This is a genomic window from Streptomyces sp. SID13726 (assembly GCF_010548375.1).
In the GTDB taxonomy this organism is placed as follows: domain Bacteria; phylum Actinomycetota; class Actinomycetes; order Streptomycetales; family Streptomycetaceae; genus Streptomyces.
The window spans coordinates 182,385-202,676 of sequence record NZ_JAAGLY010000008.1; the positions used below are offsets into that span (position 1 = coordinate 182,385).

Below are 20,292 nucleotides of genomic sequence, written 5' to 3' on the forward strand. Positions count from 1 at the left end.
TCGGCGGACCAAAATACGAGGCCGCCGGGTCAACGCGGCTTCGCCGGGCCGGCCAGGCGGTAGCCGCTGGCACCCTCCACGGTGCCGGCGATCAGCAACCGCACCGGCACACCGCCGAACGCCGAGGACACGGCCTGATTGAGGCGCTGGATGTATTTGGGTACCGAGGACGGCGCGACGAACAAGGCGCCGGCGATCGCTTCGGTCGACAGCGCCCCGCCCGGAGCCGCGTGCACGGCTTTCACCAGATCGAACAGGCGCTCCGACAGCACACACGCGACCGCCGCATCACGGTCCTGCGCGGACAGCAGGAGCGTACGGTCGGCAGCGAGGACCGTACTGGTGATCCGAACCTCACCGCTCACGCCATCGGCAGGCTCGTCGTCGCGCAGACCGAGACGAGCAAGGCTCCGCTGGGCCTCCTGGTAGGCCGAGACGGTGTAGTACGCCGCACGGATCGTGGCCCGCTTCCCGGAGGCCCCGGGCTCGTTCCACATCCCGGCCTCGGCGTCCCACAGGTCGTTCATCAGCCGCCACGCTTTGGACAACCGCGCGTCACGCGGGCTGGCACCGGAGCGGATGGCGGCCTGGGTGCACAGTGCATACGCCATGTGCTCCCAGGCGGTGCCCTGCACGTCCATGTCGTCCTCGACGAAGGTCTCCCACCGGGGGTGGTTACGCAGGAGCCACTGCCCGGCCTCCGTGATGACCTCGGACAGCCGCTTCGCCTGTACCTGCCCGTGGACCCCGCCGGTCTCCTGGGGAACGTCCGCGTACGCGGGCTCGCCGGACGGGCCGTTGCCTTCCACGACGGCGCAGAACGCCAGCAGGCACAGCGCGGTCTTGCTCGGGCTCGGATCGGTGTCGACATAGGTACGCCAGCCCCAGGAACCACTGGGGCGACGGTGGTAGAGCAGGCCGCGCACCCCGTGAGTGATCAGCGGCTGGACCCGCTCCAGGAGGCTGCTGGTGTCAATTCCGTCGGCGAGCCGCAGCCCCGGCCCCAGCTCGTGCAGGGTGTCCCTCAGCTGTGCGAGAGCGTGGACGACGAGCGCGGTCTGGTGCAGCGACGTGTCGTCAAGGCCGAGTACCTCCGGCCATCCATGATCGACCTGGTTGTCTTCGAGCCAGCCCACGCACCAGGCGACGGTCTCGGCGACACCGTCGTGGTGGAAGAACCGCGGCTGCGACAGCAATCCGCCCAGTCCGAAGGCGACGAACCGGGTGTGCTCGCCTCGACCGCCCTTGGGACGCGGCCTGCAGTGGTCCGCGATCGCTGTGGTGAGAAAGCCCATCGCGTCGCGCACGGGCTGACCGGCAACACCAGCAGCTGTCAGAACGGGCAGCACCTCACTGGTGTTGACGATCGACGACACCGAGGTGAGCGTGAGCCCCCATCCTCCGTCATACCCCTGGTTGTGCAGCAAGGTACGGGCGGCCTGCCCGGCTCTCGCCTCAAACGACGAAAACCCCGCACGCGCCGCCTTCATACTTCCCCTCCACATCAGCAAGCCGGATCAACCAACAGGTCCGTACCCAACTCGCCGTGCAGAGAAGCCAGTTCGGGAGCCAGTCCAGTCACCTGATTGCCAGGTGAGCCCTGTAAGGCTCGTCGGTGGGCATCGTGGCGAACGAGGACGGCGTGGGCCCGCCACGAGCCGGAGTACGGCCGCCGCAAACTCGTGTTGCGCAGCTCCGTGCGGGACTCGGCGTCGCCGATGTTCAGATCGCTCATGCGCACCCCCGCCCGTAAGAGATCACCGCAGCCTCATGCGGGCACGGCGACAGGCCCCGGCGGATCCGGTTCCACTCGTCGTTCTGTCCGCCCTGCAGCCGGGCCGATTGGAATCGCGTCTGATGGACCCGGGTGAACCACCAGGGTTCGCGAGGAGTCCTTGCACCACCGGTCCCGGCGGGCCGACCGCTGCCGCCCTACGGGACCGATCCCCCCCAGGGGGCTGGCTGGCGCCGCGAAACCAGGGGCATGAGCACCGTCGAGAACCACCTGGCGGCCATGCGTCCGCCGGGCGTCACCGGCACGAGGCCGACGAGCGTCTGCCGGTCTTACGCGAGCACCGCGGCGGTGAAGCGGGACAGGTGCCGGGGGTCGGACTGCGCGTGGCAGTCCCTGTGGGTGACGTGGAGGTCGCCCTCCACGGATACGTCGGCGCCGGCGGGCAGTCCGGCGTGCGCGAGAGCGTTGCGCACCCGCTGGACCTCCAGCCGGCGGGTGGTGGTGTCATGGCCGTGGGTGCACACGAAGGCGACCGCCGGGCCATCGATGTGCAGCTCCCCGCCCTCACGGCTCCCGCAGGTGGTGCACGTGATGGACAGGATGGCAGCAGGGGAGACGACCCGGACACGGTGGCTGACCGAGACCGTCCACGTGCCGAGGGAAGGGTGGGGCGGCGACGCGTGCCGCAGGGCGGCCTCGGTAAGGCCGCTGATCACGTCGCGCAGCCGGCCCACGGCTGCCCACAGCGCCGGGGGGTGTCCCTCCGCCTCGTCGTCCGATGCCTCCGACCAGCAGCTCAGGTCGGCCCACAGGGGGTCCAGGGTGCCCGGTCCGTAGCCGCGGCCCAGGACACCGGCATCCGTGGCGGCCGCCTCGATCCGTCGGCTCAGGTCCCTCAGTTCCTGCGGCTGCTCGCCTTGGACGCTCAGCTCCTCGGCCACCGCCTCCGCCGAGAGGGATGCCGGGGACTGCTCGCGCTCGGCCGACCACATGAGCAGGAGGAAGGAGAGCGCCGTGAGGTCGAGGCTGGGGTGCTCCTGCCAGCTCGGGGCGAGAAGGTGAGCAGCGCGTTCCACGGCAGCCCGCCACAGGTCCGGCGCCGTGGAGGGCAGCAGGAGAGCCATCTCGTCCGGCAGTGTCCGAGGGGGCGGGACAACCGTCATGCGGTGACTCCAAGCTGGTCGGCTGAGGGGACAACGAGGTGCTGTACTCCACCGGTTCAACCGGTCAAGGCTACCGCGTGAACCTCTGCCCACAGGATGGTCCGGGAGATGACTCCGAGGGGACGGATACCCTCTGCGGCGAGCCCCGTCTCCTCGGCCAGTTCCCCCAGCGGCGCTGGGATCCGCTCGTTTCTTGGGGTGGGTTCATGGTGTGTAGGTATCCAGCATCTTGTTGAGCATGGTCTTCTCGGCTGCGGTGACCGTCAGCCGGTACGTGGACTTCACCGAGGTCCAGGCGCGTGCGTTGGTGCACCAGTAGGTCTGGGACGGCGGCTGCCATTCGTCCGGTCCCTGGTCTCCCTTGGCCCGGTTGGTGGCCGCAGAGACCGCGAGGAGCTGCGGGTGGTTGAGATCGTTGGCGAATTCTTTCCGCTTCCTCTGGTCCCAGGTGTTGGCGCCGGAGCGCCAGGCGTTGGCGAGCGGCACCAAGTGGTCGATGTCCATCTTCGAGGCGTCGGTGAACGTCTTGCCGTCGTACGCGCTCACCCACTTCCCGGAAGCGGCCCGGCATTCGTCGTCCTGGGTGACGACGGTGCCGTCCCTGCGCAGCACCAGTTCGCGGGTGTCGCAGTGCCGGCCCTGTTCGGCCCAGTGCGGGAACTTGTTAGCCGCGGTAATTGCGCGATGGCCGCCCCATGACCTGGGGCTATGCGGAGATCCCTGCTACGCCACCCAGCGGAACACCATCTCGGCAAAATAGCCAAACGTGCCGAGTTGATCAAGGAACACCAGGCCCGTCGAGGATGAACGTCGGGCTTGGTGCCTGTTTGGTATCGGAGTCTGCCCTTTCGCACCTGGGATTTGGGCGAGCTGGTGAGTAGAACGGGATAGTACGCCACTTCAAGGGAATGATCATGACTTTCATCAAGGATGAAAACGGTAAATCCGGACGCAGTTCTGTGGCCAAACAGCGCTCAGCGACCTCTGGCAGCGCTGCTGTTCAAAGGTTTCTCGGACTGCAGGGCAGTGCGGGGAACGCTGCTGTTGTTCAATTGCTCCGACAGGCAGGGCACCCCTGGGCCCAAGCCCGACATCAGCACGGCCCAGCCTGCGGGCATCATGAAGAGGGATCCCAGGTCCAGCGGTCCGCGCAGGACAAGGCCGTCGAGCGGATCCCCCCGGGTGAGGAGCATGCCCACGGGGCCGGCCACGGTCACGAGGCCGTAGTGGACGCCAGCCCGGCTGGCCAGAAAGCCTTGCTCGACGAGGCCATGGCGTCACCGAGCCGCTCGCTTCCCGGACCACTGCTCTCGGAGGCGACCCCGTTCTTCCAGAATCCGAACCTCGCCGCTGCTCAACTCCACGATAACCCGGTGGCCCAGCGAGCCACCGCGGCCCTGGGGGCCCAGGCCATGACGGTCGGCACGCACATCTTCGCGCCCCCGCAGGTCGTCGCGGACAAGAACGTCATGGGTCACGAGTTGAGCCATGTCAACGAGAACCTCAAGGGAATCCCCGAGACCGGTCACAGCAATGGTGCAGGAGTCACGATCACCGACCCCAACCAGAGCTCTGAACAGAAGGCGGACAAGGACGGGGCTGCCTTCGGAGCCGGTGCGGCGACCGCTCCGTCCCTCGTGGCTCAGGGCAGCGCGGTGAACGCGGCGGAGAAGCAGGGAATCCATGAGAAGCGGAGCGGCGGAGCGGTCCAGCGTGCCCCGGAAGACCAACGGAAAAGGTCTGCGACAGAGAGCGGCCAGCCGCCCTCGCAGCGCCCCAGAACGGAGGCGGGCGTGGAGGAGAGCAGTGAGTTTGGCGGCTCTTCCGGCGACGAAGCCTTGCACGCAATGATGGATGAAATGGAAAATCTGCATGCGGCATCGCAACAAGAACCACAAAAGCCACTCTCCGAGGAGCAAAGCCTCAATTTATTCACGAAGGAACTCATGAGCGCATTCCGGGGGAACGGCAAGTGGAAGGTGGAGAAAGGTGACCAGGGGTGGATAGCGAGAACGAAGGAGGAGGGTGTGTCGAAGGTGAGGAAGTATGATGAAGAGCCGGAGGTTGAGGGGCTCCGATGGATATCGAGTGTCATCAAGGCATACATGCACGGTTCGGACCCCGTGGAGGTGCAGGCGGCGATCGGGGAAGATGGCAAACTTGTGGTCGCGGCCAACAGTAGCGGTGCCAACAAGGCTCTCGTCGATCTGTTGCGCGAGCGTGAAAGTGCAGAGGAGCTCCTGCTTGAGATGGTGGGCGACAGGAGCAAGTTGGTCGCTTACAGGGGGAAGCCGGACATCTTCAATAGGGCGGATCGGCATTACGGTAAAGCTGAAGGAGTGTTCGCTGAGAGAGATGATTCCGACGGCGAGTTGGCCAGGCATCACATGATCCTCAGCGCGATCGGAAAAGGTCTGGCGGTAGCCGCCGAGGGTGGCTCGGATCTGCATGCGGAACTAAGGATCGTCAAGCGCGAGGGCGGCAAGGTGCCGCCCTACATGGGTGGTACCAAGCGGCCCTGCGCCTCCTGCTTCACCGAACTCTACCCCGGCGGGTCGGAAACAGTGCGCCCGGGGGTCTTCTACTTCTCTAAAGCGGTCTTTGCTGGAACGCAGGAGTACGCCAACAGGGCAGGGAAGGAAAAGGAGGCGGCAGCGGAACTGTTCACGAGAATAGACAAGAATGTCGCCAAGACGTATAAGTCGGCGACGCACAGGAAGAAATCGACGAACTCCAAAGTGGCACTTGCGTTGGGAACGGGATCGGAATCCGAAGGCCAGGCGTAGGGAATTCTGGCATGGAGAATTGTCAGCGTGAAAACCCCCGAAGTCGGAGCACTTGATCAGACGAAGACCGCCCTAGCGTCCGGTGAAAGAGCAGGTCAGACGGCGAAATCCTGCTGGAGTACCAGCCTCGCGCTTTCACGAAATGGGCTGCCCGACTAGTGATCGCGAAAGCAGAAAGTGCCGCTGAACAGCGAGAATAAGGATTGCTGAGGTCCTTGTTCTCGCCACCACCGGAGGCGCTTTCCAGGTCAGGGCTTCGGCATAGTCAGGCGACGTCCGGTTTGTGATCAAGTGAGGCCGAGAAGCGCGAGGGGGCGATGGGGGTCGCGGGCGTTCTGGCGAAGGCCAGCGGCGATGTTCTTCGTCCCGGCTGCTCGTAGGACTCCGATGGCAAGGTTGCGCCAGGTGGCCATGGCGCGGGGTGTGTTGCCGGTCCGCAGCTGCGAGGCATCCTCAGCGAAAGTGGTGTCCCGGACGTGGTGAAGGGCCTCGACCTGCCAGTGGTCTCTGATCAGCTTCGCGAGTTGGGCAGGGCTGGCCTGCTCGGGAGCAGGGCGGTGGACTCAGCAGGGGGAGGCCGCTGTGGCAGCGGGCCCGCCCACGCCGATCCCCCGGAACGGGGGGTGATCACATCGAGTGCGGGACAGGTCCCGGCATAGCCATGACCTCCATGACCGCCGGCGTCGAGATCACAACGGGCGGTCGCGTGCTCTGCGTCTTCGCTGAACACCCCCTCACCCAGACCCCGTTCAGCCCCGCAGCAGCGCACCGTATGGCAAGGGTCGGTTGGTTGTTGCCCTCCTTCCCCTGCCGCGGCAGGTCTGGATGGCCCGCCCCGTGCCGGGGCACACCCCCATGTACCGTCGGCGGCCTCCCGACGCCGCGGGCTCTGCTCCGGGCGCCAGCCTCGGTTCAGAAGGCCAGGGACCACCGCGGCGCGAGCAAAGCTCGCAGCGAATTGACCAGTGCGGGCCCCCACCGGAACTCACTGTGCCCGTAATCCCAGTTCTGGACGATCGGGGGCGGGGTGTCGTCATGGCGGAGCCTCTGCCAGCACACCGAGACCGGGTCCGTGGGGTCCTCAAGGTCATGCCCGAGCAGCTGAAGGCGTTGCTCCCACATCCGGACGATGTCCCACGGCCTCTGCGGGGCCATCAGGTCCTCGATCTGCTCGCTGGTCACCTCCCCGACGGCCAGGCCGTCTTGGGCAGCAACGAGGTAGATCCCGGTGGCCAGTGCCGCGGTCCCCTCGGCCAGCTGCATGCCGTCCCAGGTGATGTCCCGGCCGGTCCAGACCGGCTCGGTCACCGCGATCGCCCGATCCCACGCGGCGCACCACGTCTGCGGGCCCCCGGCGGCCTGCCACTGCCTGAGCTGTTCGATGATGAGGGTCGTCACGAGAGCCATTGTGCCGCCACACGCCGCACAGCCACTACAAACCCGTCCCCCCAAGTCCCAGCCAGGGCTCCCCAGCCGCGGGACGGGGCGTTGATCACTGCCCATTGGTCCGCGGTACGAGGGAGAAGCACGTATGGCCGATCGCCCGGACAACGACACCCGGAAGGGGAACCTCTGGGCGATGGCGACAACCGAACGCCCCCAAACGCCAGCTGTGGACCTGCGGCCGGACGAGGTCGCCCTCTCACCACCAGCCCAATCGGCCTCGTCGGCACCGCCCCCACCGCGCCATCCATACGGCGGCAGCCTGTTCAGGGAGAGCCGACCACCACCAGAGATCCGTCGCTCTCCCGCCGGGTCTCATGGACTCGCAGGGGCGGAGACGAATAGAGCAGCGCACCATCGACGTAGACGCGGTACTGATACGACGCAGCCCGTTCCAGGTCACGCCGCTGCTGCGGGTCGCCATCGGGCAGAACCAGCTCCACAAACCCGTACCCCTCGCGCAAGACGCCCCGCGAGACAACCGCCCCTGTGATGGTCATCACGAGCGCGTCAGCGATGATCTTGACCGTGTCGCCGCACATCGGGCGGCTGCCCGGAAAGTCGATCACGCCGAAACCTCCGACCGCTTCGCGGCACCGGCCCTCGCCGCCTCGCCCTCCGACGCGCCTATGCCCATCCGTGTCTCTCCCTTTGTCTGCCGGTGCCGCCCATCATCCCGGTCCTGCAGTGCTCTGTGCCACTCCTCTGCCCAGCAGCTGCCCCTGCTCGCCGGTCAAGCAGTAGGTGAGTTCGCGGGCGTCGGCCGCGGCAACATCCCCAAGGACCAGAACACCAGCGCGGGCGGCGGCCTGGGCCGGTGGACGGGAAAGGCGCGCGTCCTCGACGGAGACCCGTACTACGTGTTCATGCCCGGGTTCGAGGACTGCGACGTGGAGACCTTCTGCCAGGTATGTCCCTGACATCCTGAACGCGTGACGCGAGGCCCGGCATCCTCGTGGTGTCGGGCCCCACCCACGTCACCACGCCCTCGACGGCGCCGCCCACTCCGCCAGCCGGGCCGCCAGGACCGGCTCTTCGAGCACCTCGGCCCGCGGCAGGTCCACTCCGAACGCCGATTCCGCAAGGGCCAGAGCCCGCAGCTCAGGCCGGCCGGCAGCCACACCGTGCCCCCAGTGTGACCTGCCGTCCGACATGAGCAGACCCGCCTCCCGCATCGCCCCGCCGAGCCTGTCGGGATCCGCACCGGTGCACTCGTGCTCACGGCCCGGCTCGAACCGACACACGATCTGCCCGTCCTGCGCGTAGCCGAACGAGCAGTCCGCGTTCACCGTCCGCCACACATCGACCGCCTCGGTGCCCGCCGCCAGCCGCCGAACCGCGCCCAAGGAGTCCGGGCCGGCCGGGCCGCCCTCGACGAAGGCATATGCCCACCCTCGACTCGCTCCGGCACGCACCACCACATCGCCGGTGTCGTCAGCGAGATCGTTCGCCTCTTCCCGGGTCAGCACCTGATCAGGGTCCACATCCAGGCCAAGTCGCACCAGCAGGTCTGCCGGGCTCATGCCCCGCGCGAACAACACCCAGTACCCGAGATCCACATCCCTGGCCGTCGCCAGCCACTGAACGCCGTCCAACCTCTCCCCCTCGTCACGATGGCCCAGCGCGGGCAAGGACACGAGAACTGGCACCTGCAGTCAGCCTACGCAGACCACCAACGACTAAGCCCCCTCTTGCCCAAGATCCCAGACCACCCCGGTCAGACGTTCAGGCATCGGCCCGCACCGCCCGTCACAGTCATGGCGACGACCCCTATTTCTCATACGCGCATGACGCCGCGGGGCCGCTCATCCGAGGCAGCAAACAGCGACTCCAGCGATCGCCGTACGTAGATACCTGTCGCAACACGAAGCAATCAGCCTACGCAAACCGCCCTATGCACAGGAACCATGAACGCTCCACAGCCTGACAGGAAGTCAGGATTTCAAGTCAGTAACAGAAGCATGCGTTCACCGTGAAATCAAGAACAATATGAACGCATGTGAATTAGCAGCTCAGACCCGTGATCGATTTCAGAGGTGGGGGATTTGGCGCGTTTCTTCGCCACCTTCGAGTCCGTCACCAGGGAGCGCTTTTCAGCCTTGGTCTTGGCCGAACCTCACGTAGGGTCCGAGGCAGTCCCTGCGACCACCGCCGAGCTTTCCGGGTCCAGTTACTTGTTCGCGTTAGCGATGACACGTGTCGGTGAGGTGTAGTGCCTCCCGCGCAGCCGCTGCTCCACGGGGCGGTGCGGGTCACGCGGCGGGTGCTTGTCGCGTTCCGTGATCGCCTTCAGGCGTCTACCGCCGGGGACTTGAACGTCGTGGTCTCGTGGTGGCTTTTCGCCCGGGCCGGAGCTAGGGCCGTGGCCGCCCGGTATGAAGGGGATTGCTCACATGCCTCTGGGAAGGCACCTCGGTGGTGCTGGTGGATCTGGCAGGCGTGTGTCTGAGAGGGGGGACCGCCGACGTTGGGGACGGTGGCGCACGGCGAAGCGGCGGACAGTAGAACGCTCACTGCACAAGCGGTTGCGGAGGGAGTTGCGCAGTCTGGGCATTCACCCGCCGCTGGATGTCGGGGAGCTGGCCGCAGCTCTCGGTGAGAGGCGCGGGCGCCCGATCGTCCTGCGGCCGTTCCCGCTGGAGGTGCCGGGTCCGTCGGGGATGTGGATCGAGACGGCGCAGATGGATCTCATCTTCTACCAGCAGGAAACGACCCGGCTGCATCAGATCCAGATCATCCTTCATGAGGTCCTCCACATCGTGGTTGCGGAGTGGGAGGGAGAGACGGCGGAGGTGGTCTCGGGCGGCTCTCCTGGTGACTTCGCCCAGGAGTGGGCGAGCCTTATTCCGGCGGTCGATCCGAAGCTGATTCGGCGGGTCAGCAGGCGCTGTTCGTACGAGGACAAGCAGGAGTGCTCGGTGGAGCTCGCGGCGACGATCATCCTGGAGTGGTCCTCGGTGGTCGAGGCGCTCCCGCCTCTGTCACAGGACCCGGCGGTCCGCCGGGTTGAGGCGGCTCTGGGCGATCGGCGGGGGTGGCTGTAGGCCGTGGCGGCTTGCCTTCCCCTGTTCGTCACAGGCGCTGTCCTGTGGAGGTTGTTCCTGTGGTCGCGTGTCCCGCGTGATGCTCCGACCCGGTCGGTCGCTCTCGCCTTCGTGTGCCTGGGGCTGTCGGTGACCGTGGTCAGGCCGGTGAATTCCCAGGGAGTGGACTTCACGGCGGTGCACGATACCGGCCGGCTGGTCCAGAACCTGCTGCTGACGCTGGCCTGCTACTTCCTGATGTGCTTCTACCTGTATTCGGCTGACGGTCGCGCGGCCCGCCATCGCGCCCGGGTAGAGGCGGGCGTCGTGGCCCTAGTCGCGATGGCGGCCTCGGTGGCCACCCTGGCGGTGCCGCGCGGTGCACTGGCCGGGCCGTCCCGGCTGACGGACATGACGATCCCCGGGGTCGCTGTCTTCTACCTCTGCACCGGCTTCTACATGGCGTACGCGTTCGGGACGGCCGGACGGTGGTCAGCCCGCTATGCGGGGATGTCGCGCCGTCCTTATGCCACTGGGCTGTGGATCACCGCGGTCGGTCTCTGCTCGGTGGCCGTGGCCTGCGCCGTTCGCGCGGCCTTCACGGCCGCCCGCTGGAGCGGGGCCTTGGTGCCGGACCGGCTCACGGTCTGGTCGGCCGCCTTGTTGACGGTGTCGAGTCTGCTCTTCGTGGTGGGCATCGTGTATGCGGGCCTGCACACGAGGGTCGCTGCCGTGCGGTTGTGGCTGCGCCGGCGCCGGGACCACCGCCGACTGGCCCCGCTGTGGGAGCTGCTGGTCAGCCGTTGCCCTCAGATCCACCTCCAGCCCGCCTCCGGGACGCCGTGGGACCGGTGGCGGGCGCGCGGCGTGCACCGTCGCTACCACCGGCGGATCGTGGAGTGCCGGGATGGGCTGCTCGGCATCAGCCCCTACCTGGTCGGCGAGGGCGAGGAAGCGGACCTGCGCGAAGTGGAACCGGCGGAGCTGGCCAGACGGCTCCGCCGGGCCACCGCGCAATCCGGGCCGACCGGGCCGTCCGCGATGGCGGTGCCCCTGGTGATGAGGCGAGGTGGGGACCGGGCCGCGGATGTCGGCCAGCTGATCGCGGTCTCGGACGCACTGCGCGGGCTGGCGTAACCGTGCAGGAGACATAAGACGCGCGCCTACGCGGGAGAGGCGGGTTCATGCGCCCCTTGTGTCCGCCTCGCTGTTTCCCTGCAGGCGGACATGCATGTCCCTCACTGGCACCGCCGCCGAGTCCCGGCCAGCCGGGCGCACGGGTCGCGGCGAGGACGTTCAGCGTATCGAGGCAGCCGCACAGGATGTCGGGCGGGACGTCCCGGACGAGGGTCACTTCCTTTCCTCGGCCTCTTTCTGCGCCAGTTCCGCTGCCAGTTCGGTGACCAGCGCCATCATCCTGGGCGACATGCCCTGAGGGCCCAGGCCGCGAGCTTTCACCCGTCCGATGGCCCCTTGTCGGGCGGCGGCCAGCAGTTTCAGCCCCTCGTAGACCTGGGCGGCGACGGCCTCGTCCGACTGGAAGTACATCTCCGAGACGCCGACCACCTCGGCCAGCGCACTCAGTACGCCGGGAGCCGCTGTCTGCGTGGCACCGGTGCGCAGGTCCCTGAAGTCCTTCTCGGTGAGGATCTCCTTGCCGAGATGCCCGTTGACCTCGGTGGTGATCTCGGCGTCCGACGGGGGGCCGTGGGGTCCCGGATAGGAGCGCTCAAAGATGAAGTTGATCTTCTCCGCCAGCGTTTCCGGCGGCCTGCCCGGAGCCGCAGCAGGAGTGCCCTGCTCCACTCCCCCGCGCTTTTCGCCCTCCGCCGCGGCAATGGATCGCTCCTGGGCCCGCCGCAGCTCCGCCTCGCTCACGCCATACCGCGCCGCGAGGAGCGGGACGTAGTGGTCCTTGAGCCGGCGCTCGCCGCGTTCCGCCCCGGCGACCGGGCCGGCGCTCTTCGTTCCGATCACGGCCGGCGTCTGCGCGCGGTAGAGGCCGGCGTCGCAGCGCAGGTCGGTGAGATCGGGCAGCCCGGCTCGCGGAAACAGCTCGTCCACACCTCGCCGCAGTGCCGCCGCATACGCGGGCAGGGTCTCCGGATCGGGCGCGGAGTGGCCCGCCTCCCAGTTCGCCACCGCGGAGTTGGAGACGCCCAGCGCTGCCCCGACCTCGCTCTGGCGGAGGTCTGCGGCCCGCCGTGCCGCGCGAGCAAGCTCTCGGTCAAAGTGACGGGCAGGCACCAGACCTCACTTTTTCTCCAAATTGAAGTGAATGCATCTTCTTGACTTTTAGCTTACCTGGGAATAGTTTCAGCGTAGCGAAACCGGAGGGCTGGTGCACGCCGCTCCCCCTCCGGACGTGATCTCTGCGTCCGCCCAGGGTGGCGCAGAGGCCCACGCCGCACCCCCCGGAGGCCGATGACGCCTCGGCCGGGCTGCGGCGTCAGTCCCCTCCCCCACCGTGAGGAAGCCGACCATGCTCCAGCGCCTCTTACGCTGAGCGATCGGCACACCCGGTGCAGAAGTCGTCCAGGGCCGAGGTCCTCGACGAGTACAGAGGCTGAGAACCAGCTCCAGCTCTGGATCTTCGCGCGGGCCCGTGCGCATGTTCGTCGTCCCCCGCAGACGCAGGTGCCGCCGACCTCCGCTACGACTTGTAGAGAGTCCTTTAGCAAGGTCTGGATCTTGCCGCTGGGTCTGCATATGTTCGTCGTCCCTCGCCGGGCACCCGCCCGGCGGCAGACGCTGCCAGGAGGCACGTGCGCCCTATGCGATCCAGCCGGGTGAGATAGCCCCGGATACAGCGACGGCGCCCAAGGAGCTGTAACTCCCGGACGCCGGACGCCAGCTGGTACTCCTGCCCCGGCAAGGGCGGAGATTTACCCACCTTCACCGCACCGGCCCTTTCCACGGGGCACACCGGCGCGGGTTTCACCACGGAGGAGAGTCTTACATGCCGCCTGCCCTGCGCAAGGGGCCGGTGTTCCCGGCTCGCGCGGCAGCCGTCCTCGCTTCACCGCCCGACTCCCTGAGCATGCACCGGCCGCCCGACATCCTCGTGCTGGAGCCGGCCCTCTGCACCTGCCTCGACCGGGTGGTGGCCCGATGAGCCGGGACACCCGGGAATGGGCGTGGGAGCACAGCGCCAGCCGTGGCACCGCACGCCTGGTCCTGCTGTCGATCGCCGACCGGATCCCCGACGAGCAGTGCGTCGCCTGGGCGTCCCTCGCCTCGCTGATGCGGCGTACGAACGCCAGCCGCAACGCCGTACGCGGCGCCATCACGGCGCTGGCCGCGATCGGCGAGCTGGAGGTGCTCGACGGCCTCAACGGCCCGCAGCGCAGCACGGTCTACCGGCTGCCGCGCGCCGCCGCATGGCTGGCCAAGACCGCGGCGGCCCGCCAGGACGATCCCGACGCGTATATCGAGCCCCCGGCCGAGGACGATCCGGTGCCCACGCTGAACGTCGAGCGGCTGCGCAGGCACGGAATCTGGCCCCGCGCCGGGTCGGATTCCGACCCCCCTCGTCAGAATCTGACCGGGTCGGATTCTGCACCCCCTCGTCAGAACCTGACCCCTCCCCGGGTCGGCATCCGACCCCCCTCCGGGTCTGAACCTGACCCCCAGAACCGTAGTGAACCGAAGGTGAACCGTAAGGACAGCAGCAGTAGTGCTGCCAGGCTCACCTCCGCTACGGACTGGCAGGTCGACGACGCCAGCCTGTCCTGGGCCCAGCAGCAGGGACATCTCGCACGCCTCGGCGAGCAGGGCCTGCAGGCCGCCGACGCGAAGTGGCGCCACCACCGAGGCACCTGGAGTCCTCGCCCCGCCGCGACCTGGGCTGCCGACTGGCGGTCCTGGATCGCCCGCGAGCACAGCCCCACCCCCCAGCGCCCGAACCTCTACGCCCTGCCCGGCACTCCCGCGCCGCAGGCCGGCATGACCAAAGCCGACCTGCACATGGCCGCCCTGAAGGCCGCGCTCGACGAACCGACTGGAACGGAGTAACTCCCTTGGACCGCCGCGAAGTTGCTGCCGTACTCACCTACGTCGGCCGACTGGACCCGCGCACCATCCGCACCGACGCGGGCGAGGCCCGCGACCAGCTCGCCATGTGGCACGAGCTGCTCAACGACGTCCCCCTCGCCACCGGCCAGGGCTGGGATGTCCGCGAGACCGTCCGCAAGCTCATCGTGAAGTCGCCGTACCCGATCCTGCCGGCCGACGTGGCCCGCGACTGGCAGGGACACCGCCGTGACCGGCTGTCCTGGCACACCGACCCGACCCCCGTGGCCGACCCGGACAATCCGAAAGCCTGGAGGGCTGAGCTGCTCGCGGCGCGCGACGCCGTGGCTGCCGGGCAGGCCGCCCCGTCGGCCCACCGGGGAATCACTGCGGGGCGGCACCGGCCGGGGCTGAAGGACCGGCTGGCCGCCGTCGGCTCCTGTATCCCGCCCGCCGTGCGTGCTGAGCTGGCGCCGTACCGCCCGGCCCGCGCCGCCCGCGAAGCCGCTGTCGCCTCGGGAGGCCCCGATGTCCTCGGTGTGCCGTGCGAGTGGTGTCACGCCGCTGTTGGCGAGCCCTGCCGCCGCCGTCGCATCGCCCTCGACGGAACCGCCCGGGGCAGCGTACCGCGCGCCACAGCCCACCCCGGCCGCATCGATCGCGCCCAAGAGGTGCAGGCCCGGCAGACATCCGCCGCCTGACCGCCGCCCCCCTTCCCGCAGAAACGTTCCGCCCGCGGTACGGCCCCAGCCCGTGCCCCAAGCCCGCCTCGACGCCGACACGACGCGCCCCGCCCGCCACCGGTGCCTGGCGCCCCGCCTCAAGGCGACTTCCGGAGACTGTCTTGCGCCACATCACCACCAACAACACCCCCACCCCCACGATGAGGGGCATCGCCGACCACAGCTGGCAGGAACGCGGCCGGTGCCACGGCCTGCCGGCCAAGGAGATCGACGAGCTGTTCTTCCACGCGGCCCGCGACCGCGCGGCCATCGACGCGGCCAAGGCGATCTGCGGCAGCTGCCCGGTGAAGAAGGCGTGCTTCGACTACGCACTCGACAACGAGATCCGCCAGGGCCTGTGGGGCGGGCTCACCGAGGACGAACGCCGCCCCTGGCACGCACGGGTCAACAAGCGCCTGGACTACGCCCGTGTCAAGGCCGCCTTCGAAGGCCGCGACGTCCACCTCAGCGACGCCGAGCGCGAGGCCGTCACCCGCCACGCCTACGTCCGCGGCTGGAGCCCCGAGCGCCTCGCCTACGCCCTGCGGCTCGACAACCTCGACTGGGCGCGCGACCTGATGCGTAACGCCGCCCACGCCGTCGCCGACCGCGACCGCTACTGGGGCCAGGCCGAACCGGAAGAGGCCACCGCCGACGAGAACGCCAAGGCCGAAGACACCTCGGAAGAGGACACCGAGGACGCCACCTCCCCGGTGCAGGTGCCACGCCAGGCACAGACCCACGCCCTGATCGCCGCTCTGCGAAAGGCAGCATGACTCACCCCCTCGCCATGCCCTTCCTTCCCTCCGGCATCGAGCCCGTCCACCTCGTCACGGCCGTCGGCGCGCTCGCCCTGGTGCTGACCCGATGGTCGATCCGGCGCAACCGGACCCGGGCAGGCGGCCCCCGCGCATCCGCCCCCGCAGTCTGGGTCGCGGCCCTCGCCGCGCTCAACTGCACCGCCTACAGCGCCGACACCAGCTGGCGGTTCGCCGCTAACTACCTCGACATGGCCGGCACGGTGGAGCGGGCCATGATGTTCAGCGCGGCCGAACTGGCGCTGTTCGCGACCGCGCTGATGGCCCGGCAGAACCTGAAGACCCAGGGAGCACCCGGCCTCCCGGGCGGCCTGGTCTGGGTGATCACCGGGGTACAGGTCATCCCCGCCTACGCCGAGTCGGGCACCGTGGGCGGCACCGTGCGGGCCTTCGTCGGCCCGGTCATGGCCGCCGTGCTCTGGCACCTGGCCATGGGCATCGAACTGCGCCTGCACAAGCCGGACGCCGCCTCGCAAGGACTCATGGCCACGCTCGGACGCGAAGTGCGCGAGCGGCTCCTCTCCCGCCTGGGGATCGCCACCCGCAACCGCGATGCCGCGCAGATCACGAAGGACCGCGCGACCCTGCGGGCCGTGGCGCTCGCCTCCCGGCTGGCCTCGATGCCCGAAGCAGAACGTGAGAACGGCCGTGGCCGTCGGATCACACGTCGGCTCCAGTCCACGCTGACGCGATCCGGTGTCGGCACCGACCCGGTCCAGCGCCGTGCGCTTCTCGACCAGTTGGCCGCGCGCCGGCACGCCGCGGAACTCGCCAGAGTGGCCTTCGCTTCGCCCTGGATGCAGCCCGTGCTCGACCAGGACGCCGATCGCGGGGACCAGTCCCCCCTCCCCACGTTCATCACAACGTCGTCGGCGACCGGGACGCAGGCGGGCACGAGGGTGAGCGCGGTCCCCGGCGACGTTCCCCGACGTACCGAATCGAGAGGGGACTGGACAGAAGGGGACCGTACGGAGCCGGGGACGGGGCACGAGCCCGCCGGGGGCCGTCCCCAATCAGGCTCGGTGGGCAACGGGGACCGAGCCACCGAGTCCGGCTCGGGTCTGCCGCACACGGAGCACGAGGAGGCGGTCGGGGACCGGGAGACCACGCCCACCGGGACCGAAGAGCCCACCGATGACGCGAGCCGCAGTGCCGACCAAGTGCACGAAACCGCTGTTCAGGGAGGCGCAGACCCGTCCCCGGTCCCCGTCCCCACTGGAGGCGGGAACCGGGAACACCCAGATGCCGAAACGGGGACCGAGCCTCTCCGGGACCGTCCCCACGCGGTCCCCGCGGACGACGGGGACCGCGAACACCCCGACACCGAAACGGGGACCGAGCCTCACGGGGACCGTCCCCACGCCGTCCCCATACGGCGGGCCCCGAAGGCGAAGGCGTCCCCGAACCGGCCGCGCGGCGGTCAGTCCGCTCGGTCCCGGAAGCAGCCAACGCTGAGCGTCGAGGAGATGGTCGAGCGGGTCCGTCCCCATGTGGCCGCGCTGCTGGAGCGCGACGGCAACGAGTCCCTGACCCGGGTTCAGCTCCGGGAAATCCTGCGCGACCAGAAGATCCCGGGCGTCCGGAACGAGCGTCTGACGCTGGTGCTGCAACGGCTCCGCGATGAAACGGGCGACACGGCGGCACGGAGTACGGCTCGATGAAGCACTGCCAGCGCTTCGCGCACATCAAGTCCGACTTCGAGCAGGACATCCGCCTCCAGCGCAGTCATGCCGAGCGGTACCAGGGAACCGCGTCGGCGAAGACCAGCGCCAGGACAGCCGTCTCCCTGACGCGGAACATGGCGCGGGCCTTGAACCGGCACCTCGATCGCTGCCCCGAGTGCGGCTGAGTTCCCAAACCAGCAGGTCAAGCGCCTGTTTCCGTCCATCCTTCCGGTGGCCCGGCCTCTCCGGGCCACCGCCCCCGCTCTGGAGGAACCCGTCATGCCTACCCGCCACCCGCGTCCGCACGCGCCATCCTCCGCCGAGGCCGCCGCCTGGGCGGACGTGCTCGTGCGCCACCAGCTCCTGCACACCGCCGTGCTCGCACCGAACGGTCAGTGGCTCGTCCAGCACCGCGCCGACTCCCCCGTCCAACTCCTCGACGGCCCGACCGCCCTGGTCGATCTCGCCGCCGACATCCAGCACCGCATCCGCACCACGAGGAACCGCACCCGATGACCAACCCGATACCACCCGCCACTGCCGCGCACGGTGAGCCGGATATCAACTCCCCTTCAGCACGAGCAAGTTATCCGCCAAGACCGTCTTCCCCGTTGGGGAAGACGGCCTCGGCGCAGCCCGCCCCGGGGGTGTCGGGATCGGACCAGCACCGGGGGGCGCAGGTCCGGCAGGCGGCGACCGAGGGCAGATCGCAGCCGGAGAAGCCCTCCCCGCGCCGCACACGCCGCGCCCCGAAGAAGACCGCACGCAAGCGCTCGCCGAGATCCGGCAGCGACAAGCGCGTCCACGTGACCTACGTCCGCCTCAACGACCGTGAGAAAGCCGTCCTCACCGCAGCTGCCGCGGCGGCCCGAGCGAGTCTGCCCGCGTTCCTCGCCCGCAGCGGCCTCGTCGCCGCCCACGACCTCGACAACACCGCCGCCGCCATCGCCGGACGCCGGGAGACGGTCTCGGAGCTGTTCGCCGCCCGCCGCCACCTCAACCAGGTCGGCAACAACCTCAACCAGGTCGCCAAAGCCGTCAACTCCGGTGCGTGGCCCGCCGAGATGGACGCCGTCATCGCCGCCACCCACCGTGCCGTCCAGCGCGTCCAGGACGCCACCGACCAGCTCCTGCGGCAGAACTGAGACCCGACCGGCATGATCCCCAGGATCCACAAACGCGGCAAGCACACCATCGGCCTCCTGTACTACCTGTACGGGCCCGGCACCCACGAGGAGCACACCGACCCGCACCTGGTCGCCTCGTGGGACAACGGCGCTCCTGATCCCGGCCGCGACGACGCGGCCACGCTCGTACAGCTCCAGCGGCTGCTGGACCAGCCCGTCGAGAACATCGCCCCGAGCCGGCGGCCGAAGAAGCACGTCTGGCACCTGTCCGTACGCAACGCCGCCGAGGACCTCATCCTGACGGACGAGGAATGGGGCGACATCGCCCGGCGCATGGTCGCCGCCGCCGGCATCGACGACCCCGACGACGGCGCAGGCTGCCGCTGGGCGGCCGTCCGGCACGCCGACGATCACATCCACATCATCGCCACCCTCGTCCGCGAGGACGGCTACAAACCCGAACTCGACGGTGACGCCCTTCGCGTCCAAGCCGAAGCCCGTCTCCTGGAAGCCGAGTTGGGGCTGCGCCGCCTCAACCAGGGCGACGGCACCGCCGCCAAACGGCCCACCAGCGCCGAGCGGCACAAGGCCGAACGCCAGGGCAGGCAGCGCACCGCACGCGAGGAACTCCGCGAGAGCGTGCGCCGCGCGGTCGCCGGCGCGGACAGCGAGCAGGAGTTCTTCGACCGCCTCGCCGCCGCCGGCCTGCTGATCCGCCGGCGCACCGCACCCTCCGGCGACCTGCTCGGCTACACGGTCGCGCTGCCCGACGACCGCAACGCCGACCAGGAGCCGGTCTTCTTTTCCGGCTCCACCCTCGCGCCCGACCTCTCCCTGCCCCGTATCCGCGAACGGTTCTCAGCCAACGCCCCTGGACGCGACCGCGACACCGCCACGGACCGCACCTCCGGTACGGCACACATAAGTCCGTCGGCCGCCCGGCGCCGGGCGACGACGGCCATCTGGCAGGCCGTGCTCGTCCTCGACCAGGGCGACGACGGGCAGATCGCGGCGCACCTCGCCGCCGCTGGCGAGGTCCTCGACGCGCTCGCCAAGACCTCTGCCGCCCACACCCGCCGTGAACTCTCGGAGGCCGCCTTCGCGTTCGAGCGGGCCACCCGCTCCCACATCCGGGCCGAGCGGGGCCACCATCGCGCCCTGCGCCGCGCCGCCCGCGACCTCGTCCACGGCGGCCCCGCACTCGGCCGCGGAGAGGACAGCGCCACCACCGCCATGCTGATCGACATGGCGTTCTTCCTGGTCACCGCCGCCGCCCACTGGCACGCCAAGAAGCACCACGCCCAGCAGGCCGCCGCCGCCCGCCAGACCGCCGAACACCTGCGCACCGCCTACCGGTTGGCCGCGCCCCGGTATCTGGGCGTCCTGCACCGGCGCGGCCGACGCCTGTCCCAGCCCCTGCGGCGCAAGCACGCCGCCCACCTGCGCCAGGCGATACCGGAACTGGCCGAGCAGATCCTGGCCGAGCCCGGCTGGTACGCCCTGGCCGCCACCCTCACCGACGCCGAGCACGCCGGACACGACCCGGCCGCGCTCCTGACCGAGGCCGCCGCCCGTCGGGAGCTGGACACCGCCGACTCGATCAGCGACGTCCTCGTATGGCGGCTGCGGCGTATCGCCGACCTGCCCGCCGACGCCTCCGCCATGCCCCCGCACACCACCGCGGCGCCCACCACGACCCGCGGGACCGCACGGCGCACGGCGAAGGGGAAGGACCGTTCCGGCAAGACCCGCTGAATTCAACAATTCTAGAGTTGCAGCAGGTCAGGGACTTACGGCACT

The 20,292-nt window shown here is 69.2% G+C and carries 19 protein-coding genes and 2 pseudogenes; 12 read left to right on the plus strand and 9 right to left on the minus strand.

What is annotated here, in order from left to right; translation table 11 throughout:
* Window positions 1-29 precede the first annotated feature (29 nt).
* From G3I78_RS22930 to G3I78_RS22945, 4 genes and pseudogenes are all read right to left on the minus strand, one after another.
* Window positions 30-1,490, minus strand: a complete 1,461-nt coding sequence (locus tag G3I78_RS22930) for a hypothetical protein (RefSeq protein WP_164427542.1) — start codon at window positions 1,488-1,490, stop codon at window positions 30-32.
* A 14-nt stretch (window positions 1,491-1,504) separates the two neighbouring features.
* Window positions 1,505-1,735, minus strand: coding sequence for a hypothetical protein (locus G3I78_RS22935; RefSeq protein WP_164427544.1), 231 nt, complete (start codon window positions 1,733-1,735; stop codon window positions 1,505-1,507).
* A 329-nt stretch (window positions 1,736-2,064) separates the two neighbouring features.
* Complete coding sequence (locus G3I78_RS22940) at window positions 2,065-2,898, minus strand: hypothetical protein (RefSeq protein WP_164427546.1); 834 nt, start codon at window positions 2,896-2,898, stop codon at window positions 2,065-2,067.
* Window positions 2,899-3,102: 204 nt separating this feature from the next.
* Window positions 3,103-3,561: pseudogene (locus G3I78_RS22945) on the minus strand (HNH endonuclease family protein); the annotation flags it as partial.
* 251 nt (window positions 3,562-3,812) lie between these two features.
* Between G3I78_RS22945 and G3I78_RS22950 the strand changes: the two are divergent.
* A complete protein-coding gene (locus G3I78_RS22950) occupies window positions 3,813-5,684 on the plus strand; it encodes a DUF4157 domain-containing protein (RefSeq protein WP_203615371.1) in 1,872 nt (623 codons plus the stop codon).
* A gap of 287 nt (window positions 5,685-5,971) precedes the next feature.
* Here G3I78_RS22950 and G3I78_RS52085 read toward each other — a convergent pair.
* From G3I78_RS52085 to G3I78_RS22965, 4 genes and pseudogenes are all read right to left on the minus strand, one after another.
* Window positions 5,972-6,229, minus strand: a pseudogene (locus G3I78_RS52085) (ISAs1 family transposase); the annotation flags it as partial.
* A 367-nt stretch (window positions 6,230-6,596) separates the two neighbouring features.
* On the minus strand, window positions 6,597-7,082 hold the full coding sequence (locus tag G3I78_RS22955) for a hypothetical protein (RefSeq protein WP_164427548.1): 486 nt from the start codon (window positions 7,080-7,082) through the stop codon (window positions 6,597-6,599).
* A gap of 311 nt (window positions 7,083-7,393) precedes the next feature.
* A complete protein-coding gene (locus G3I78_RS22960; RefSeq protein ID WP_164427550.1) occupies window positions 7,394-7,696 on the minus strand; it encodes a hypothetical protein in 303 nt (100 codons plus the stop codon).
* Window positions 7,697-8,104: 408 nt separating this feature from the next.
* Window positions 8,105-8,764 (minus strand): DUF6461 domain-containing protein, encoded by a 660-nt coding sequence (locus G3I78_RS22965; protein WP_164427552.1) that lies wholly within the window; start codon window positions 8,762-8,764, stop codon window positions 8,105-8,107.
* Between the two features lie 900 nt (window positions 8,765-9,664).
* Here G3I78_RS22965 and G3I78_RS22970 point away from each other — a divergent pair.
* Window positions 9,665-10,171, plus strand: a complete 507-nt coding sequence (locus tag G3I78_RS22970; protein ID WP_239157968.1) for a hypothetical protein — start codon at window positions 9,665-9,667, stop codon at window positions 10,169-10,171.
* A 3-nt stretch (window positions 10,172-10,174) separates the two neighbouring features.
* Window positions 10,175-11,287: an MAB_1171c family putative transporter gene (locus tag G3I78_RS22975; RefSeq protein WP_164427553.1), complete on the plus strand. Its 1,113-nt coding sequence runs from the start codon at window positions 10,175-10,177 to the stop codon at window positions 11,285-11,287.
* A 213-nt stretch (window positions 11,288-11,500) separates the two neighbouring features.
* On the opposite strand, the gene G3I78_RS22980 is transcribed toward G3I78_RS22975, so the two are convergent.
* On the minus strand, window positions 11,501-12,397 hold the full coding sequence (locus G3I78_RS22980) for a helix-turn-helix domain-containing protein (RefSeq protein ID WP_164427555.1): 897 nt from the start codon (window positions 12,395-12,397) through the stop codon (window positions 11,501-11,503).
* A 712-nt stretch (window positions 12,398-13,109) separates the two neighbouring features.
* Here G3I78_RS22980 and G3I78_RS22985 point away from each other — a divergent pair.
* The 9 genes from G3I78_RS22985 (at window position 13,110) to G3I78_RS23025 (ending at window position 20,247) form a co-directional block, all read left to right on the plus strand.
* A complete protein-coding gene (locus G3I78_RS22985; protein WP_164427557.1) occupies window positions 13,110-13,265 on the plus strand; it encodes a hypothetical protein in 156 nt (51 codons plus the stop codon).
* Window positions 13,262-14,164: a helix-turn-helix domain-containing protein gene (locus G3I78_RS22990; protein ID WP_164427558.1), complete on the plus strand. Its 903-nt coding sequence runs from the start codon at window positions 13,262-13,264 to the stop codon at window positions 14,162-14,164. The genes G3I78_RS22985 and G3I78_RS22990 overlap by 4 nt, the downstream gene beginning before the upstream one ends.
* A gap of 5 nt (window positions 14,165-14,169) precedes the next feature.
* Entirely contained in the window at window positions 14,170-14,862 is a 693-nt protein-coding gene (locus tag G3I78_RS22995; RefSeq protein WP_164427560.1) for a hypothetical protein, read from the plus strand.
* Window positions 14,863-15,005: 143 nt separating this feature from the next.
* Entirely contained in the window at window positions 15,006-15,659 is a 654-nt protein-coding gene (locus G3I78_RS23000) for a WhiB family transcriptional regulator (RefSeq protein WP_164427562.1), read from the plus strand.
* 14 nt (window positions 15,660-15,673) lie between these two features.
* Window positions 15,674-17,362 (plus strand): hypothetical protein, encoded by a 1,689-nt coding sequence (locus tag G3I78_RS23005; RefSeq protein ID WP_239157970.1) that lies wholly within the window; start codon window positions 15,674-15,676, stop codon window positions 17,360-17,362.
* Entirely contained in the window at window positions 17,359-17,550 is a 192-nt protein-coding gene (locus G3I78_RS23010; protein ID WP_164427566.1) for a hypothetical protein, read from the plus strand. The genes G3I78_RS23005 and G3I78_RS23010 overlap by 4 nt, the downstream gene beginning before the upstream one ends.
* 94 nt (window positions 17,551-17,644) lie before the next feature.
* On the plus strand, window positions 17,645-17,881 hold the full coding sequence (locus tag G3I78_RS23015; RefSeq protein ID WP_164427568.1) for a hypothetical protein: 237 nt from the start codon (window positions 17,645-17,647) through the stop codon (window positions 17,879-17,881).
* Window positions 17,882-17,976: 95 nt separating this feature from the next.
* Window positions 17,977-18,510, plus strand: coding sequence for a plasmid mobilization relaxosome protein MobC (gene mobC, locus G3I78_RS23020; RefSeq protein ID WP_239157971.1), 534 nt, complete (start codon window positions 17,977-17,979; stop codon window positions 18,508-18,510).
* A gap of 12 nt (window positions 18,511-18,522) precedes the next feature.
* Window positions 18,523-20,247: a relaxase/mobilization nuclease domain-containing protein gene (locus G3I78_RS23025; RefSeq protein WP_164427570.1), complete on the plus strand. Its 1,725-nt coding sequence runs from the start codon at window positions 18,523-18,525 to the stop codon at window positions 20,245-20,247.
* Window positions 20,248-20,292: the final 45 nt, after the last annotated feature.

What these genes read in the sequence shown, in the direction of transcription:
- G3I78_RS22930 (WP_164427542.1), bottom strand. Translation starts at nt 1,490, where the DNA reads ATGAAGGCGGCGCGTGCGGGGTTTTCGTCGTTTGAGGCGAGAGCCGGG.
- G3I78_RS22935 (WP_164427544.1), bottom strand. Translation starts at nt 1,735, where the DNA reads ATGAGCGATCTGAACATCGGCGACGCCGAGTCCCGCACGGAGCTGCGC.
- G3I78_RS22940 (WP_164427546.1), bottom strand. Translation starts at nt 2,898, where the DNA reads ATGACGGTTGTCCCGCCCCCTCGGACACTGCCGGACGAGATGGCTCTC.
- G3I78_RS22950 (WP_203615371.1), top strand. Translation starts at nt 3,813, where the DNA reads ATGACTTTCATCAAGGATGAAAACGGTAAATCCGGACGCAGTTCTGTG.
- G3I78_RS22985 (WP_164427557.1), top strand. Translation starts at nt 13,110, where the DNA reads ATGCCGCCTGCCCTGCGCAAGGGGCCGGTGTTCCCGGCTCGCGCGGCA.
- G3I78_RS22990 (WP_164427558.1), top strand. Translation starts at nt 13,262, where the DNA reads ATGAGCCGGGACACCCGGGAATGGGCGTGGGAGCACAGCGCCAGCCGT.
- G3I78_RS23005 (WP_239157970.1), top strand. Translation starts at nt 15,674, where the DNA reads ATGCCCTTCCTTCCCTCCGGCATCGAGCCCGTCCACCTCGTCACGGCC.
- G3I78_RS23010 (WP_164427566.1), top strand. Translation starts at nt 17,359, where the DNA reads ATGAAGCACTGCCAGCGCTTCGCGCACATCAAGTCCGACTTCGAGCAG.
- G3I78_RS23015 (WP_164427568.1), top strand. Translation starts at nt 17,645, where the DNA reads ATGCCTACCCGCCACCCGCGTCCGCACGCGCCATCCTCCGCCGAGGCC.
- G3I78_RS23025 (WP_164427570.1), top strand. Translation starts at nt 18,523, where the DNA reads ATGATCCCCAGGATCCACAAACGCGGCAAGCACACCATCGGCCTCCTG.